Here is an 18,039-nt window from a genome sequence, read left to right as displayed (position 1 = left end):
AGGGAGTCATCACTCTCCTCGTGAGAGTGCACTCTCAGGTCGAACAGGAACGACCTGTCCGTTGATACCCTGCTTCCACTCTTGAGCGGTTCGGCCGCTGGTTTTTTCCAGTTCCGAAGCCCGCATTGTACCTGAACAACCAAAGAAGTATCCTTCAATTTTGCTGAGCGAGCACGTTGGCATGCAAGTGTTCAACCGTGACGTGAGTCATTTCAACGCTCGTGACAGTGAAGAGAGAAGACCGAGATCCCATACAACAAGGGTAACTAACAAGCAAGAAGCAGACAAGGCAGAACAAGCGAAACAGAGTACGAGGTGGATGCCTTGGCGCTGAAGACCGATGAAGGACGCGGAGACCGGCGAAACATTCAGGGGGAGCTGCATCCAAGCGATGAGCCCTGAGATTCCGAATGGGGCAACCCCTCCAGAGTTATGTCTGGAGACCTATCGCTGAACACATAGGCGATATGGAGGATCGTGGGTGAACTGAAACATCTCAGTAGCCTGCGTAAGAGAAATCAACCGAGATTCCCGTAGTAGTGGCGAGCGAACCGGGAAGAGCCCAAACCATCTATTCCTCGTGAATAGGCGGGGTTGTAGGACTTCCATCAGCACACTTTTCCTTACTCGAAGGCATTGGAACGTGCCACCAGAGGGGGTGAGAGTCCCGTAGAGGACGAGGAGAAGGGTGTGGGGAGGATCCTGAGTACCACGAGACACGTGCAATCTTGTGGGAAGCTGGGGGGACCACCCTCCAAGGCTAAAGAACTTCAGCGACCGATAGCGAACAAGTACCGTGAGGGAAAGGTGAAAAGTACCCCGAGAGGGGGATGAAAGAGTCCCTGAAACCACGTACTCACAAGCAGTCAGAGGCCACTGTTCCATGAGGAACCAAGGGCTGATGGCGTGCCTTTTGTAGAATGATCCGGCGAGTGCATCGCACGTTGCAGGTTAACCAGCGCTAAAGCTGGGGAGCCAGAGGGCAACCGAGTCTCAAACAGGCGTGTATGTAGCGGCGATGCGACCCGAAACCGTGTGAGCTACCCATGAGCAGAGTGAAGCGGATGTAACAGTCCGTCGAGGCTCGAACCCACCAGTGTTGCAAAACTGGGGGATGACTTGTGGGTAGGGGTGAAATGCTAATCGAACACGGAGATAGCTGGTTCTCCCCGAAATGTATTGAGGTACAGCCGCGACCAAGAGCGTGGTGGAGGTAGAGCACTGGATAGGCTAGGGGCCCTGTGCGGGTTACCAACCCTACTCAAACTCCGAATGCCACTACGTGTTTATCGCGAGTGAGACGGCGGGGGCTAAGCTTCGTCGTCAAAAGGGAAACAGCCCAGACCATCGGCTAAGGTCTCCAAATCGATGCTCAGTGTCAAAGGGGGTCAATGCGCCCAAACAGCCAGGATGTTGGCTTAGAAGCAGCCATCATTTAAAGAGTGCGTAATAGCTCACTGGTCGAGTGCAATGGCACCGACAACGTATCGAGGCTTAAGCATCGTACCGAAGCCGTGGAATACAGCTTTTCGCTGTATTGGTAGGGGAGCGTTCTCGACGCCTGAGAAGCCAGACCGCAAGGACTGGTGGAGGTAAGAGAAGTGAGAATGCCGGAATGAGTAGCGTAATGTCTGCGAGAACCAGACACACCGAATGCCTGAGGGTTCCTGGGCAACGTCAATCGTCCCAGGGTGAGTCGGGCCCTAAGCCGAGGGCGTCATGCCGTAGGCGATGGAAAGCAGGTCAGAGAATCCTGCACCGGAACGTTTCGTTATGAGCAATGGGGGACGCGGTAGGGAAGGTGAGCCGATCGAATGGACAGGATCGGTGCCTCTGTTGAAGCGCGTGACCGAGGAAAATCCCGGTTGCATTATGCGTAACACTGAGGCCGAGCGCCCGCGAGGGTGCGGAAGTCATTGGTCCCCAGGCCGTCAAGAAAAGCCTCTCGCCAGAAACTGTTCCGCCCGTACCGCAAACCGACACTGGTAGGCAGGGGGAAATCTCCCCAGGTGATCGAGCGACCCTCTGTTAAGGAACTCGGCAAATTAACCCCGTACCTTTGGAAGAAGGGGTGCCTGCGTAGCTGTCGCTCTTCGGAGCGGTGGTGAGAAGGTTGCAAGAAATCGGCTCAAGCGACTGTTTACCAAAAACACAGGTCTCTGCGAACGCGAAAGCGGAAGTATAGGGGCTGACTCCTGCCCAGTGCCGGAAGGTTACGAGGAGTGGTGTGCGTAGCCACGAATCTAAGCCCCGGTGAACGGCGGCCGTAACTATAACGGTCCTAAGGTAGCGAAATTCCTTGTCGGGTAAGTTCCGACCCGCACGAAAGGAGTAACGACTTGAGCGCTGTCTCGACAGAGGACTCGGCGAAATTGAAGTACCCGTGAAGATACGGGTTACCCACGACAGGACAAAAAGACCCCGTGGAGCTTTACTACAGTTTGGCCTGGAAACGAAGTATGGTGTGCGTAGCATAGGTGGGAGCTTAAGAACTCATCCTTGTGGGGGTGAGGGAGGCAGCAGTGAAATACCACTCTCACCATGGTTTGTGTCTCACACGTCACCGTGATCCGGGACGTGAACAGGGCCAGATGGGTAGTTTGACTGGGGCGGTCGCCTCCCAAAGAGTAACGGAGGCGCCCAAAGGTTCCCTCAGGGTGGATGGACATCACCCTCTGTAGAGTGTAAAGGCACAAGGGAGCTTGACTGTAAGGCAGACAAGCCGAGCAGGGACGAAAGTCGGGCTTAGTGATCCCACATTCCCGTGTGGAAGGAGTGTGGCTCAACGGATAAAAGCTACCCCGGGGATAACAGGCTTATCTTGCCCAAGAGTTCACATCGACGGCAAGGTTTGGCACCTCGATGTCGGCTCGTCGCATCCTGGGGCTGGAGTAGGTCCCAAGGGTTGGGCTGTTCGCCCATGAAAGCGGCACGCGAGCTGGGTTCAGAACGTCGCGAGACAGTTCGGTCTCTATCCGTCGTGGGCGTCGGAAAAGTGAGGGGAGTCATCTTCAGTACGAGAGGACCGAGATGGCTTGACCGCTAGTGCGCCAGTTGGGGGGCCTCCTCCAGAGCTGGGTAGCTACGTCAAGAAGGGATAAGCGCTGAAAGCATCTAAGCGCGAAGCCGACCCGAAGATAACTTTTCCCACTCTCTTGGAAGAGTCAAGATCCCAGGAAGAAGACCTGGTGGATAGGCTGCGCGTGGACGCCTGGTAACAGGTGGAGCGGAGCAGTACTAATGATCGTACGGCTTGTTTCCCATTCTGTTTCTTCGCGAAGTGTGGTGAGTCCTTGTGGTGTGAGTGAGAGCGGTCTGTGATCGGACCTGAGCACGAGCAAGAGGGCGAGCGGCACGGGGAGCAGGAGCAGGCCAGCGTGGCTCAGCAAAATTGAGGGAGTACTTCTTTGGCAGGTATCGACAAGAGCGTTGACAACAAGAGACCTTGTGTTGTCAACGCTCTTTGTGTTTTTGGCCTCAATTTATACAACACCCCTTCATAGGAAGATATGAGCATGAAAAACCGGGCATTGCCCGGTTTTTCATGCTCATATCTTTACTCTGTGAGCGCCGCAGGCGAGAAGAGTCCTGGTTGCGCCAGGAGAAGATTTCCATTATGCTAATAGTTGAGTTCGAGGCGCTATAATGGGAATAGATCAGCGCCAAGGCTTGTTTTTAGAAGCGAGACCCAAAACCTCGTCGATAAATTACTTTCTCACTAAGGAGCTATCAGTGTCGGATACAACAACCTCTAATACAACCATTAAGATGTACAGCACTACCTGGTGTGGTGATTGCCGTATGGCGAAACGCTGGTTTGATTCGCATAGCATCGCCTATGAGGATATAAACATTGAAGAGGATGAGCAGGCCGCAGAATTTGTGGTCAAGGTCAACGGCGGTAAGCGTACTGTCCCAACCATTATCTTCCCTGATGGCTCGATCCTGGTTGAGCCGAGTGCTCGCGAGCTAGCGGCGAAGTTTGCTCAGTAGTAAGTATCCTGGCTCACATACGACCCTCATACGCATGTGTATGAGGGTTTTCTCTAAAAAAGTCATCCCTTTCGCATCGAGAGTATGGTCCTCCTCCTGAGAAACATCTTATACCAAACAGTTGCACATCGGGTTTGGGTCAGTTCAGGGTCGCTATCCTCAAATGTGCGTGCCTTACACAGGCTGTGCCCCGGGCGGTTGTAGCGGTGTCTGTCGCGGACGCGAAGCAAAGGCTCGAATAGCTGCAAGACCTCCGCCAATCACCGCAATAATACCCAGAACAATCGGCAGAAGAAAAACGCCAATGAGGGGGTTCAACAGCAAAATGATGGCAAAGATGGCATTCATGATGCCCAGGATAGCGAGGCTGGAACCGCCACCTCTGAACGCATGAATGTTCTGTGTCACCCCCATAACAAACGCATCTATTGCCAGAAAGATCACCAGCAATTTTGGCACGAAGATCGCGCTCAATAATGGATTCCGTAAGACGAGCAGACCTGCAACAACGCCTAAAACACCAGAGACAAGCTTCCACCCCCACAACGTTCTATCAATGCAGAGGTTGGCAAAAGCAAGAACACCAGTTACCAACCAATAGACTCCTAAGAGTTGTACGAGCACAAGAAGCGTCGTTCCTGGCGAGATAAGAAGCAACAATCCCACAACAATCGCTGCAATCCCTGTGATCATGACAAACCACCAGGCACTATTGTTTGATGCTGTTGTTTCCATTATGGATGAAAAACGTGAACGCATGTTTACCTCCTCATTTCCGTTTCTCCCTCCAGTATAAGGTAGCGGAAAAAGCCCTGGAATGGAGCACGCGAAGCGCTGAAGCACGGTGGGTGGAATTCCTCTCGTGTGTGACCCGTTTCTTTGGACCACAAACCGGTAGTGTCAGAGTTCAGAAGAAAACTTGATCTGGAAATCGCTGGAGAGGTATGCTGAGAACAATAACCCATCTGATGAGGAGTGATGTATGAACTGCTCCCACTGCGACTCAGCTACCACAGAAGAACAAAAGCAGAAGACAGCGCTCGGTTATCGGACGTTCCGCTGCTCAACTTGTCAGCAACGCTTCAACGAACGGACAGGAACGCCGTTCACCTTTCTGGAATATGCCACCGATGTTGTTCTTTTGGTCCTATCGGGTCCCGTTCAGAAGAGCGAGAGCAGAAGAACAGCGTGATCACAACCATCCCTTTTGTTCGGCCAGGCATGCAGCCTCCATCCGATTGTGTGCTCCCAATTTCTGCATGGCTGCGGAAAGGTGATTGCGCACCGTTCCTTCGGATAAAGAAAGGCGTGCAGCGATCTCTGCATGACTGAGGCCAGGAAGGGCAGCGGCGAGCACCTCCCGCTCTCGACGGGTCAAGGGATTGTTTCCCTCCGAAAGCGCCAGCAAGGCCAGTTCGGGATCAACGACTCGTTCCCCCTGCATCACCCGCCGCAGGGCGGAAGCGAGTTCGGAGGCTGGGGCATCTTTGAGCAGAAATCCGACTGCCCCGCTCTCCATCGCCCGGCGCAGATAGCCGCTACGCCCAAAGGTAGTCAGGATCACTACGCGGCAGGATGGCAACGCCGTGCGCAACGCGTGGGAAGCTTCGAGTCCGTTTTTTTCAGGCATTTCAATATCCAGCAGCGCTACATCTGGGAGAGCCGTCAGAGCTGCTTCGACGACCGTATCCCCCCGCGCCACTTCCGCGACGACCTCAATATCTGGTTCTCGACTCAGTAACGCTGCCAGTGCCCCGCGCACCATCGCCTGATCTTCTGCCAATAACACACGGATCATGATCGTTCCTCCGGTATCGCTGTCACTTCCACCTGGGGCTGCATCGGTAGTTCCACATGTAAGCGAAAATGTGGCTTGCCTTCCAGCAGAAGTGGGCCAGCTTCCATCGTTCCTCCCAGTCTACTCACCCGTTCCCGCAGGCCAAGTAGCCCACTCCCCTGGCCGATGCGTTGCATGTCAGCATCTGCTGTCCCTTCCCTATCATTGAGCATCTCCGCCCCAATCCACCCCTGAACCCGCGTGAACCGCAGCAGACAGTGTCGTGCCCGGCTGTGACGGATGACGTTGGTGACCCCTTCCCTCACCGTCCACGCCAGGACCGCATCGAGTGGCTGGGGAAGCTCTCCATGAAGCTGCTCGACGGAATACTCGATCCCCGCTGCTTCGAGCAGTTGTTGTGCCCCGTCTAATTCGCTCACAAGTCGCGGTTGCCGGTAGCCCGCGACGGTCTTGCGAACTTCGCGCAGCGTCATCCGCCCGACCTGTTCAATCTCAGCGAGTTCCTGGGCACAGCGGGCGGGATCTTCCATGATCAGGCCACGGGCTAGTTCACTCTTCAGGGTGATCACCGAGAGCCTTTGTCCCAGCAGATCATGCAAATCCCGCGCCAGGCGCAGGCGCTCTTCCTCCACTTTCAGGCGCGCAAGTGCTCGGCGCGCCGTATGCAGTTCTCGAAGGGCGCTGCCCAGGCGGGATACGCCAATCATATCCAGGCCCAGTCCTCGCACCAGCAGCATCAGCGCGATGAGCCACCACCAATTGATCCCTGCCACGTCTCTATGGGTGAAAATAGTGATGAGGAGCGGCAAGAGCGTCAAGAGTACGACGACCACCCCCGCCTGGCGCATGGGGAGCACCACTCCAGCCATGGCACTCACCCCCAGAAAGGGCCAGAGCCAGGCAGGATCATCAAGGAGGCTGAACACGGTGACCTGGAGGCCGAGCGTAACCAACAGGAGTACCGACAGATGGGATCGGCCACGGGTTCGCACTCCCCGGCTCGCGGGATGCGGCCACATGATCCAGGTATAACTGATCGCAAAAAAGAGCAGGGCCGTGCCGCCCACAGCGAGACGAAGCCAGGCATCTGGTTTGCGTACCAAAGAAATCAGAGGAAAGGACAGACAAATCAGCAGCCAGAAGTGCTGGTAGAGCCGCCAGATGGGGATGGTAACGCCACTCTCCCTCATCACTTCATCGTTGGTCTCTACTTCCTCCTGGCTTATATTTCCCTTTGCTCGCCACGGATTCTCGTCTCGTACTCGCATAACAGGACCCCTTCTTTTCGGCGCCACAAATGATGTCACTGGGCATCCGCTCCCATTTTACCACCGCCGTTTTGCCCGGCCCACCCTCCATCGACTCGATACGTGTGGGAGCAGGAAAGGGCACACACGCTCTTGCCACCCGGCGGTTGCCGCTCAGGCAATCAACTGTCTCTGTGCTCAAAGAGAGAGATGACTTCGTAGAGGTGTGGATCTACCCGCTCGGCGAGCGGGCGATGGGCCTCCATTTGCTCGCGGTACTTCTTCACAAAGCTTTCAAAGTCCTCCTTCGATCTCCACTGGGCATAGTTGACGACGCGGGTCCCGTCTATGCTTCTATGCAGTGCCGTCCCAATCAGGCCTGGCTCTTCCTTGACGGACTCGACGAAGCGCACCCACGCATCGATCAGTTCCTGTTGCAGCTCGGGTTTCGTCTCAAAGACATTGATCAACGTTACTAGCTGACCCTCTCGGGATATACGCATCTGTTTCCTCCTCTCGTAGAGTTCTTCTCGCGTTTTGATTCCGGCTCTCACCCAGTCAGCCCGACCCTCGCTTGTTTCTCAGCTAGCTTGAGTCTGCTGCGAGAGAGAAACAAGTCTCCAAGAATTCCAGGATACGGACTTACTTCTTCTCCGAAAACCCTGAGCGCGAAGCGCTAGTCACGCCAGTGACGTTGGGTTTCGGAATAAGATCTTAGTGGTGCTGGAGCCATGCTTCCCAGCTGATTGTACCAGTCGCCTGTTGGGGGCAGGTATTGCCACCCTGGCGCAGGCCGCGGGCGGTTTTGCCAGGCAGGAAGATCGGGATAATGACACGGTGCATCCCATGCTGCTTGAGCCAGATCCGCGCCAGCTCTCCCGAGGTGTAGACCTGCGGGCCACCCATATCTGGCAGGCGACCGGAGGGGCCAGCCTGGACGATCTCATAGAGGCGTCCGGCCACTTCCTCCTCGGCCACTGGTTGCAGCAACAGGTCATCCGGCACAAGCGCCACCAGGGGAAGCCTGGTTAGCGTGTGCAGCACGAGCTCGATGAGGTAATAAAACTGGGTCGCTCGCAGGATGGACCAGGAGATACCGCTGTGCTCGATGAGATCTTCGCAGGCGAGCTTGACTTTGCCATAGTTATATGGGACCCGATCAATGCCCACAATCGAAATGTAGACCACATGCGAGACACCCACCTGGCGGGCAGCATCCAGCAGGCGGCGCGTGCCTTCGAAATCGACCTGCCAGGTCCCTTGGCCGGCGGTATGGACCACCACATCTATGCCCTGGACGGCGCGAGAGAGGCCCTCGCCGGTTACCAGATCAGCCTGCTTCCACTCAGCGCCCGGCCAATCCTCTCCAGGGCTGGCCCGGCGACTCATCCCAAGCACTCGATAGCCTGCGGCGCTCAAGTGCTTTACCACCAGGCGGCCCAGCCTTCCCGCCCCGCCGGTCACCAGAATATGTTGCATCGTTTTTCCTTTCGTGCTTCTGTGTACTTTGCATGCTGCGCATACATGTATCGGGCCTCCTGCGGCGTGTGACGACCTTTCAACAAACATAAACTCAGAGCCGCGACACTTGAGATGCAGCCTCGGGCTTCGCCTCGCCGCGCTTGAGCGTCCTGTAGCGCGCGCCGAATGCGCCCGTCAGCACGATAGCGCCGATGCCGACCAGCAGATGCAGCACCTGGATCAGCCAGTGCAGATTCCCGACGAGTAGGTTGAATTGCAACCCGCCAAAGATTAGCAGGATGATGGCGTAGACGATCCCGACCATGCCCCAGATGCGCAGTCCCCTGGCGGTGAGTGCGATGATGCTCATCACCAGCAGCCCCAGGGTGACAAACAGGCCGAAGAGCATATGGATGTCAGTGAGGTCAATGTTTGCGATCCAGATGAGCAGGCCAAGCACCAGGGTGCATAGCCCGGCAATACCAACGATGATCTGTAGAATACGTGCAGTCATAACGACCATAAAACCTCCTCTTCATCTCTGTAACTTGATTGTTTTGGCTGCCTTTCCCCTGCAAGCGGGAGCGATGTTCGGTCCATCTTCTCCAGAGGGACCACGAGCGTGCCGGAACCAGGCTGGTTCTCATCGTTCGACGGCAATTTCTGGTTCTGCTTCCTCTGACTCCTGTCGTGAGTCCCGCAAGGATATGTACAACGAGTGGCAGGAAGAAGGAGAGCGAAAATAATCGATCATGCTTCACGCCTCCTTTGCCTTGCTCCATTTCGCTGCTTGCATCAATTCCTACACAGGAGTGTACCCGCATCCGAAGAGGAGGGGAAGTGAAATTCATCCAGATTTGACCATGACAAAGATCACGGGTTGGGGAGCGAGGACGTGTCGCGCGATGAGCACACGTCCTTGGGGGATGAGGCACAGGAGCGTTTCCTGCGATAACTCCTGTCCTGTAAAAAAACGGGGACGAGAGGCAAGTTTCTATTCCTGCACAAGAAGAAAAATACCAATTGAAAAGGTAATCTCTTGATCTCCCGCTTCACAGTTTCCATCAAAACGGATTAATCTCATATTGCTTCCTTAATAGAATAAAATAGAAAGGATGTTTCTTTGTACATACGACATAATAGGATCAATGCACATTATGCATGAGATGGAACTGTGCCAGGGGGCTGATATCTCACCTTGATCAGGTACACGATCAGATGGGCCGCCTCCCGCCTCTCCAACACTATGTGGCTTGTGGAATAGGAGCAAGACCTATGGCTCATAGCGGTGATTTTTTTGACCAGCATGCATCTGCCTCATCTTCATTCCGGCAGATCTCGCCCACGCATCTCCGCTCATTTTTAGATATTTCACCGGATGCACTCTTGTTGGTTAATCAGTCCGGAACGATTGTTATGTTCAATGAGCAAACGGCCGCGCTCTTCGGGTATGCAGAGAAAGAGCTCTTTGGCGCGCCGCTTGAAATACTCCTCCCACCGCGCATTCGTGAAGCTTATCTCCGTCATCAACAGCAGTATTTCGCCGCTCCGTATGCTCGTTCCATGGGTGCTGGATTGGAACTCTGTGGCCAGCGTAAAAATGGCGCGGAATTTCCGGTTGATGTCAGCCTGCGTCCGCTCCTATTGGATGGAGAGCTTCATATTCTGGGAGCCATTCGTGATGTGACCGCACAACGGGTAACCGAACGCAAATATGCGGTACAAGCACAGCGCCTCAGCCTCTTGACGGATCTGATGAACCTTGCTGTCGATGCAATCCTCATGAGTGACCCCATGAACCGGATTATCTTCTGGAATCATGGAGCCGAGCGACTCTATGGTTGGAGTGAACAAGAAGCCTTAGGGAGAATCTCCCATACTTTGCTCGAGACACGCTACCCTCAGAGTCGTGCCGTCACTGGTACCATACTCGAGCAACAAGGACAGTGGGAAGGAGAACTGACCCATACGTGTCATGATGGGTCTAAGGTCCTGGTTGAGAGCCGCCAAGCATTAATACGCGATAACCAGGGAGAGCCCCTGGCCATTTTGGAGGTAAATCGCGATATTACCGAGCGTCACACACGAGAGCAAATGGAGCGAGCCTACTGTGAGGAAACTGTTGGACGAGAAACGCTCTTTCATCAGATACTTGATAGTTTGCCATGTGTCGTTTTTCTGGTCGCGGGTGCTGATGCCCGCATGCTCTTTGCCAATCGTGCTGCCTATCAGGTGTGGGGCGTACCATGGATGTTCCAGCAGCCCTTGGGTGAGTTTTTCAACACCAATGGCATTACGCTCCTGAATGCTCAGGGACGTCCCCTCTCAGTGGAACACTATGCCACTTTGCGCGCAATCAGAACTGGCGAGCCCGTGCGCGACTTTCAGACGATGATTCTCCCTGATGAAAGGACGCTTCCCATCCAGGTCTATGCAGAACCTTTCTCGCCCCCTCAGAGCGCGGGCATACCTGCTTCCGAGCCAGTCGTGCTGGTCACGTATGAGGATGTCACCGTGCTCAAAGAGGCTGAGAAACTCAAGGACGAGTTTGTGGGCATTGCAGCACACGAACTACGAACCCCTCTTACGGTCCTATCGGGCTATGTGGATATACTGCTGAGGCAGACGTCGCGAGAAGGGACATCACCGCTCTCAGAACGGCAGCAGAAAGTGGTTACAGCAATTAAAGAGGCAACCTTGCGACTCTCCACGCTGACCGGAGATTTACTCGATGTCACGCGCCTGCAAGCAGGACGGCTGGTCTTGAAGTGCTGTTCGACCAACATCGTTCCGCTCGTGCGGCGGGTTGCCTCGTATTGCCAGCATACCACGGAGAAACATAGCATCGAGGTTTCCACAGCAAGGGAAAGAGCGATAGTAATCGTTGATGAGTCTCGCTTGGAACAAATCCTGACCAATCTTATTGACAATGCGATCAAATATAGCCCCCAGGGGGGGCCAGTTCTTATTTCTATCGAGGAGGATCTTCTGCATCGGCAGATCCAGATTAAGGTGCAGGATCGAGGAATTGGTATTCCGCAACACCAGCATGGGCGGATCTTTGGGCGTTTTATGCGCGCGGAGAATGCCCTGGCCTGGGAGATCTCGGGGACCGGACTGGGCCTCTACCTCTGCTATGAGCTTGTCGAATTGATGGGGGGGCATATCTGGTTTGACTCACAGGAAGGAGTAGGCTCTACCTTTTTTGTGTCTTTTCCTATGAGTGAAGGATCAGAGGAGTGGCCTTAGAGACATCAAACTGGGGCAGGATTATTACTGGGCTCAAACCACTTTGTTGATGTTTATTCATCCCGCTCTGCAAGCTGTGTGATACACAGCTTATTTGACAGCTTATAGGGCTGAATTAGTGGATAAAATGGATGTATCAGGATAGAATGGACAGGGGGGTTGAGCGTAGCGAGGGACGTGAGCGACGTTGGTAGCAAGGAGTATCCTTGTAGGAGAGCAGCAAAGGGAGATGCCTGCTTGATTATCTACTCATGATAGAGCCTTGTTGGTTCTACCAGAAGCATGTTCCGATTCTTGCTAAGTGACGCAACATCCCGCAAAAAGCCTGGTGAACCGTAGCATCTCTTTACCTGGGAGCGCCAGGCAAAAACTGAGATCGAGAATTTGACCCAAGAGCTACAACGGAATAAAAGTGTCTGGATCTCATGCAACATGCGGCACATATAGGTATATTTGAGTGGGATATCTTAACGAATGCCATTGTCTGGACGTAAGATGAGTTCATGGGCATTGTGAGGCATGAGTTACGAACACCAGTGACCAACCTGAAGGTATTTGGTCAGGTGTTGCAAAACAGATTTCAAAAAGCCGGTGACCAGAAATCTATAGATCTCTTGAAGAAGTACGATTCCTGGTATCGGGCTGGGGTTATATATCTTCGCTGAAATCATTAAGCGCCATGGGGGCATATGTGGCTGGAGAGCGAGCCTGAGCAGGGACCAACATTCTATTTCAGCTTGCCCTTGGTAAGAGAGCAGGAGCAAGCGAGCGATTTTTCTACGGAGAAGGAGCCTCAGCATGATTGAGCCGAAACGAATTGTCATTGCAGATGATGATCGGTTTATTCTTGAAGCGATGACTATGATCCTGGAGGACGAGGGGTATATCGTGGAGACGGTGCGCAATGGTGCGGAGGTTGAGAAGCACCTGGATGCAGGGGTGGGCGTTCTGCTACTAGACGTTAGAATGTCGGGCATGGATGGAAGTGAGTTGTGTAAACATTTCAAGAGCCAACCAGCAACCAGGCATATTCCGGTTATCCTCTTTTCGGCCAATAGAGAAACGCAACATATCGCCCAGGAGGCGGGGGCGGATGATTTTCTCGTCAAGCCATTTGAGTTGAGCTTATTGCTGGAAAAGTTGCAGCAATATATGTAGACGATGCAGCGAGTGGTTTTGTGTTTGACTTCTCGTGCCTGTGGCGCTCGCCTGGTGAGGAGTGCACATTAACAGGCTGCGGCTGTCAATGTGCACCACACCACCTATGAGCTTAGAGAGTGCTCCAGTAATCGGCGGCCTCATCAGCATTTTGTTCTACGTTAGGCGAAGCCGCGATAATGTTTTCGCCTCCCTGTTGCAGGGCACGCATTCTACCGGTGACCTGGTTTTGTGAGGCGAAGGAGCCGTTGGTGGGCATCTGCTGTGGATAGCGTGGCGCTGTCCCAGCCCCAGGCATGGACGTAGGGTTCGATGCTGGTGTGAATATCGCAGGCGATGCTGGTGCTGGCGGCGTGGCACGCGGTGCTGTGGGTGTGGTCTGGGGCGCCACTTCCCGGGCAGGGCTATTCTCAACCTCCGCGGGAAGCGCGATGGCTGGAACACGAACTACCGGTTGAACGATGCCTTTGTTCATCATCTCGTAATATTCAGTCAGACGCAAGGCGATCAATTGACCTGGCTGGTCAATCATATGATGTTTTAAGGCATCCTGCCTCAGTGCCTCTAATGCAGTCGAATCCTTGAGCAGGCTCACTGTGAAGTGAATAAACTTGTCTGACGAATTCTGTGTCATAGCAAAAACCCTCTCTCCCTAAGTGCGTTTGTGAGCTATCCTTACTTTCCTCTAGACCGCGCTGCTGCTTGGGCTGGCTTGCGTTTTGCGCATCAGCAGGCGGCCAGCAAGATTGCAGTAGCCGAGTGGGTTCGCGTGGACAGGATCCTCAGGGCGCGAGAGGTGTGGAATGCGCTGCTTCAAGAAGCTATAGAAGTAGTACACGCCTCCGCCGATATTGAGTACTGGTTTGAAGCTGGCGGCGACGGCATCGCGGTCGCTCTGGCCCCAGGCCGCGGCGACGAAGGAAGCGATTTCGCTCCCAACCTGCGACACCCCTTCTTTGACCAGGCGCTCAAGCTCAAATTTGCTGATGGCTGTGCCATACGAGGACACCTCTGGATAGGGCTTCTCTCCCTGTGCGGCGTAGGCATGCATGAGTTCACGCGCTTCAAGCAGCGAGAGCGGGCGATCATATTTGTTTTCAAAGGCATCCATGACCATCTGCGTGGCGCGCTCGACTCCCAGGGGTTTACCTTTGCAGTACTCGGTGACAGGCACCTGGCCACGAGCGACGTAGAGATCGGTTGTGCGACCGCCGATGTCGATAACGGCGCTCTCTGTACGATTGCTTCCTTTGTCGCCATAGGCAATAAGGGCGCCTGCACCCTCCATAACCACGGTTGCGACTTCGACGGTGACCCGGCGCATCGTCTGGCTGCCATTGAGGGTAAATATGTAGGTGCCGTCAAGGGCGGCTTTAATGGCGCTGCGCAGAGCCGAGTTTTTGATATAGGTTTCGGCGGGCAGGCCCGTGACAACGTAGATACCGAATTCGGTATCTGGAATCAGCGTTGCCGCGATGGTCAGCAGGCCACGCAGGCTATATTTTCCGGAGTAGCGCTGGATATCGCCGCGTCCATGATAGACGTCAATTGATTGTTCGAGCGCGAGGTCGCCCAGCGCGTAGGCGCTTTCCTCTTCATAGAATTGAATGATATGGACGTTGGATTGATCGAGTTTAATACCAAGGTTGCGCATCGCGGTTGTATCAACCTTGGAGAATGCGGTAGGAAGGCTAAGTGATTGGATTTTTCCGTTAATAACGGTCACTCCACCTATCTCTGCGTTGCCGAAATCATGACCATAGGGATACCATTTCATCGAAATAGAGTCCTTCTTTACTTGGTTAATATCAGTATGTGCAAATTATTGAGTCCAGTCCTCAATACTTAAACGGTTTAGCCTCAAGTTAGTATCGTCACCTGAGGTAATCGGCCGAAAGAGGTTTCTCTTTAATGAGGCAATTGAAGCAAGACGAGAACGCTTCTTATCGCCGTCGCCTCTCCTCATTGTACTGGTCTAATCTATTGACGGGCAATCGTTTACTATAAACTCAAATGAGGGTAATTTTTGCGTCGAATGTGAGTGTGGGGCGTCTATGATGTAAGCATGGCAGCCCACTACAGCCTATTCGTTTGCCTGAGTACTATGATAGAAGAAGATTAGAGCGATAAATTGAAACGCGTTTAGTATGACCCATTTGGGGGGGTGTGATGGCTAAGGATCATTTGCAAGAGACATGTCTGACCTCAAAGAGCTATCTGCCTATCGAAGATTATGGCATGATTGGGGATCTGCATACTGTGGCTCTTATTGGTAAAAATGGCTCGATCGATTGGTGTTGCCTGCCTCGCTTCGATTCGCCAAGTGTCTTTGGGCGGTTGCTTGATGTCAATAAGGGCGGCTTCTTTCGTATAGCACCGCCAGAATCCATTATTGCGGGCCATCGGCAGCTCTATTGGCCAGAGACAAATATCCTGATTACGCGTTTCCTCACAAACGATGGCGTCGGCCAAATTACGGATTTTATGCCAGTGTATCCCGCTCAACGCCTTGGGTATCAGCACCAGATCATCCGTATAGTAAAGGTTGTGCGCGGTTCGCTGGCCTTTTGCATGGAGTGCCGACCAGCCTTCAATTACGCGCGCGAGGCTCACGAGTTGCAGCTCTCTGAAAGCGGAGCGTTGTTTCAGAGCAGTGAACTGGCCCTGGCACTTGACGCGAGTATGCCCCTTGAGGCGGATGATTATGGTGGCGTTCATGCCTCGTTTACACTCCAGGAAGGCGAATCGGCCTACTTCTCCATGGAGTGTGTGACCGAGGGGGAGCTGGTTATTCACTACTACCCCCAGTATTACGAAGATGCGTTTTTGAAGACACGCGCGTACTGGCAGAACTGGTTGTCACAGTGTCAGTACCTGGGGCGCTGGCGCGAGATGGTACAGCGTTCAGCGCTTGTGCTCAAACTCCTGACCTATGCGCCAACGGGGGCCATTGTCGCCGCGCCCACCACCAGCCTGCCCGAGACGATTTGTGGCGCACGCAATTGGGATTACCGTTTTACCTGGTTGCGCGACGCGGCGTTTACGCTTTATAGCCTGCTTCTATTGGGCTTCTCCCAGGAGGCAGAGGCCTTTATGGGATGGCTGAACGCTCGTTGTCATGAGATAGAGGAGGATGGTGGACTTCAACCTATATACGGCATTGATGGCAGTCATGACCTCTCTGAACATACTCTTGACCACCTGGAAGGATACCTGGGGAGCCGTCCCGTGCGTATCGGCAATGGTGCGTACAACCAGAAGCAGCTTGACATCTATGGCGAGCTGATGGACGCTATCTACATCTATAATCGCTACGAGGACATTTCCTATGATCTCTGGCAGAACTTGCGTCGCCTGCTTGGCTGGTTGACTCTGCACTGGCATGAGCCTGATGAGGGGATCTGGGAGGTGCGAGGTGGCCCCAAGCCCTTTGTCCATTCGCGCCTGATGAGCTGGGTGGCCTTTGACCGTGCTATTCGCCTGACGCGCCATCGCGGTTGGTATGCTCCTCTCGATGAATGGTTACGTACGAGCGGCATCATCTATGAAGAGATTATGCGCAAAGGCTGGAGCGACAAGAAAGAGAGCTTTGTACAGTACTATGGGAGCGAGGCTGTGGATGCCAGTGTCCTGCTCATCTCGATTACTAAGTTTCTGGGAGCGACCGATCCGCGTATGTTAAGCACGATGGAGTGTATCAAACGCGAATTGAGCCGTGACTCTCTCGTGTATCGCTATCATCCCGAGCAGGCTGCTGATGACGGCTTGCGCAGTCAAGAGGGTGTGTTTAGCCCCTGTAGCTTCTGGCTGGCTGAGGCGCTGGCAAACGCGGGCCAGTTGGAAGAGGCGCGCCTGATCCTGGAGAATGTGTTTACCTATGCCAATCATCTGGGATTGTACGCAGAAGAGATTGGCCCCACGGGCGAGGCGCTGGGAAATTATCCGCAAGCCTTTACCCACCTCTCACTGATTACCGCTTGCCACACGGTTGATCAGGCGCTCAATAATCCGATGATGCGTTATCGCAGTCGCGAATTTAACCTGTTCTCACCAGGCAGGGGCTAAAAAGCTCTTGCAGTAGCATTGAGTTGTGCGTAGCCCGACGCTGCTAAAGCACGCGTCTACATATGGTCCATATGTAGACGCGTGCTTTAGCAGCGTCGGGCGCTCTGTATGCCGCTATACTTCTGCCGCGAGCCTACCTGCCCGCCGGAAGCTGTGCTCTTGCGTCGAAAATCATCTTTGATGCGTGTGGAACTGGAGGGATTGTAGTGGGGGGTCCTACAATCGTTACTTTTGTAGGTGTAAAGGTGTGAAGATTGTATAATAGAGCAGAAGGGTTCCTCTCCTGGCAGGAAGAGATAATCGCTGGCCGAGTGTGCTTTTAGCTGTATCTGCGAAAGGAATCATTGTTTGCTTGCTCCCTGCCTTTCTTGTCTTCTACGAAAAGAGTAGAGGGCACTTCATGCGCTTTCGCTTTTTCATAGTTTTTAGTGTCAGATGAGAGCGGCTTCATTTTTAGACCTCATGAGGAGGAAAATCGATGTATTGTCCCAAGTGTCGTGTTGACAGCATGACTGAGGATACATTTTGTCGTCAGTGTGGGAATGAGCTGGTAGAAACATCCAGAAGTATGGTCACAACACATCAGGTGAGTCTGCCCGCGGTATTATATAATCCGCAGGTCTCTAAAAGTGTTGCTGCTGGTGTGGGGGCTATCGCGCTTGGTGTAGGTATTGAGTTGTTGCGCCGTAATCTTCTGGCACGCCTGGCGCCTTCGCCCCGCATGGTTGCGAGTACTTTACCCTCAGTAAAGAATATTAAAGATGTGTTGATGCCCCAGAACGAGAAAACGACGAAGCTCCCCAAGGGCTATGAAGTCCAGGAGACCGTCGTATACATGCAACGGGTCATTCGGCGGGCGCGCTAGCCTGGAATCATATATGGCCTTCTCGGCTGGTATACTCACCAGGAGTAGGGCGTGTTGGTGTGCGGTGCGAGCATTCGCTCGCACCGCACACCAACACGCCCTACTCCTGAGCGTCGCAGGCGCGAAAGGGGCAAGAAGCTTGCCTTTCTTCCCTGAGCACTGTATGTTATAGTTGCATCATGTTTTGAGGGAGAAAATTCGTG

The 18,039-nt window shown here is 53.8% G+C and carries 13 protein-coding genes, 1 rRNA gene and 1 pseudogene; 7 read left to right on the top strand and 8 right to left on the bottom strand.

Going from position 1 to position 18,039, the window contains the following annotated elements; translation table 11 throughout:
* Positions 1-292: 292 nt before the first annotated feature.
* Positions 293-3,261: ribosomal RNA gene (locus tag KTE_RS02855) — 23S ribosomal RNA — on the top strand.
* A gap of 507 nt (positions 3,262-3,768) precedes the next feature.
* On the top strand, positions 3,769-3,993 hold the full coding sequence (locus KTE_RS02850; protein WP_374226796.1) for a mycoredoxin: 225 nt from the start codon (positions 3,769-3,771) through the stop codon (positions 3,991-3,993).
* A gap of 174 nt (positions 3,994-4,167) precedes the next feature.
* Here the strand turns inward: KTE_RS02850 and KTE_RS02845 are convergent, their stop codons facing one another.
* On the bottom strand, positions 4,168-4,752 hold the full coding sequence (locus tag KTE_RS02845) for an HdeD family acid-resistance protein (RefSeq protein WP_201378285.1): 585 nt from the start codon (positions 4,750-4,752) through the stop codon (positions 4,168-4,170).
* 223 nt (positions 4,753-4,975) lie between these two features.
* On the opposite strand from KTE_RS02845, the pseudogene KTE_RS47280 reads away from it, so the two are divergent.
* A pseudogene (locus KTE_RS47280) lies at positions 4,976-5,143 on the top strand (IS6 family transposase); the annotation flags it as partial.
* Between the two features lie 42 nt (positions 5,144-5,185).
* Here the strand turns inward: KTE_RS47280 and KTE_RS02840 are convergent.
* From KTE_RS02840 to KTE_RS02820, 5 genes are all read right to left on the bottom strand, one after another.
* Entirely contained in the window at positions 5,186-5,791 is a 606-nt protein-coding gene (locus KTE_RS02840; RefSeq protein WP_201378284.1) for a response regulator transcription factor, read from the bottom strand.
* Positions 5,788-7,059: a sensor histidine kinase gene (locus tag KTE_RS02835; RefSeq protein WP_201378282.1), complete on the bottom strand. Its 1,272-nt coding sequence runs from the start codon at positions 7,057-7,059 to the stop codon at positions 5,788-5,790. The genes KTE_RS02840 and KTE_RS02835 overlap by 4 nt, the downstream gene beginning before the upstream one ends.
* A gap of 161 nt (positions 7,060-7,220) precedes the next feature.
* Entirely contained in the window at positions 7,221-7,541 is a 321-nt protein-coding gene (locus tag KTE_RS02830) for an antibiotic biosynthesis monooxygenase (RefSeq protein WP_201378280.1), read from the bottom strand.
* 211 nt (positions 7,542-7,752) lie between these two features.
* Positions 7,753-8,517 (bottom strand): SDR family oxidoreductase, encoded by a 765-nt coding sequence (locus tag KTE_RS02825; protein WP_201378278.1) that lies wholly within the window; start codon positions 8,515-8,517, stop codon positions 7,753-7,755.
* A 94-nt stretch (positions 8,518-8,611) separates the two neighbouring features.
* On the bottom strand, positions 8,612-9,022 hold the full coding sequence (locus KTE_RS02820) for a hypothetical protein (protein ID WP_201378276.1): 411 nt from the start codon (positions 9,020-9,022) through the stop codon (positions 8,612-8,614).
* A 752-nt stretch (positions 9,023-9,774) separates the two neighbouring features.
* Between KTE_RS02820 and KTE_RS02815 the strand changes: the two genes are divergently transcribed.
* Both KTE_RS02815 and KTE_RS02810 read left to right on the top strand, forming a co-directional pair.
* Positions 9,775-11,748 (top strand): PAS domain-containing sensor histidine kinase, encoded by a 1,974-nt coding sequence (locus tag KTE_RS02815; protein WP_201378274.1) that lies wholly within the window; start codon positions 9,775-9,777, stop codon positions 11,746-11,748.
* A 798-nt stretch (positions 11,749-12,546) separates the two neighbouring features.
* Positions 12,547-12,906 carry a response regulator gene (locus KTE_RS02810; RefSeq protein ID WP_201372193.1) on the top strand — a complete coding sequence of 120 codons (360 nt, stop codon included), beginning with the start codon at positions 12,547-12,549 and terminating at the stop codon, positions 12,904-12,906.
* Between the two features lie 112 nt (positions 12,907-13,018).
* On the opposite strand, the gene KTE_RS02805 is transcribed toward KTE_RS02810, so the two are convergent.
* Both KTE_RS02805 and KTE_RS02800 read right to left on the bottom strand, forming a co-directional pair.
* Positions 13,019-13,540, bottom strand: a complete 522-nt coding sequence (locus KTE_RS02805; RefSeq protein WP_201378272.1) for a hypothetical protein — start codon at positions 13,538-13,540, stop codon at positions 13,019-13,021.
* A 51-nt stretch (positions 13,541-13,591) separates the two neighbouring features.
* Positions 13,592-14,683 (bottom strand): ParM/StbA family protein, encoded by a 1,092-nt coding sequence (locus KTE_RS02800; RefSeq protein WP_201372195.1) that lies wholly within the window; start codon positions 14,681-14,683, stop codon positions 13,592-13,594.
* 392 nt (positions 14,684-15,075) lie between these two features.
* On the opposite strand from KTE_RS02800, the gene KTE_RS02795 reads away from it, so the two are divergent.
* Positions 15,076-16,971, top strand: coding sequence for a glycoside hydrolase family 15 protein (locus KTE_RS02795; RefSeq protein WP_201378270.1), 1,896 nt, complete (start codon positions 15,076-15,078; stop codon positions 16,969-16,971).
* A 568-nt stretch (positions 16,972-17,539) separates the two neighbouring features.
* On the top strand, positions 17,540-17,836 hold the full coding sequence (locus KTE_RS02790; protein WP_201378268.1) for a hypothetical protein: 297 nt from the start codon (positions 17,540-17,542) through the stop codon (positions 17,834-17,836).
* Positions 17,837-18,039: the final 203 nt, after the last annotated feature.

This window comes from Ktedonobacter sp. SOSP1-85 (assembly GCF_016587415.1).
In the GTDB taxonomy this organism is placed as follows: domain Bacteria; phylum Chloroflexota; class Ktedonobacteria; order Ktedonobacterales; family Ktedonobacteraceae; genus Ktedonobacter.
Note: the sequence above shows the minus strand (reverse complement) of the source record. Positions and strands in the feature narration are given on the sequence as shown.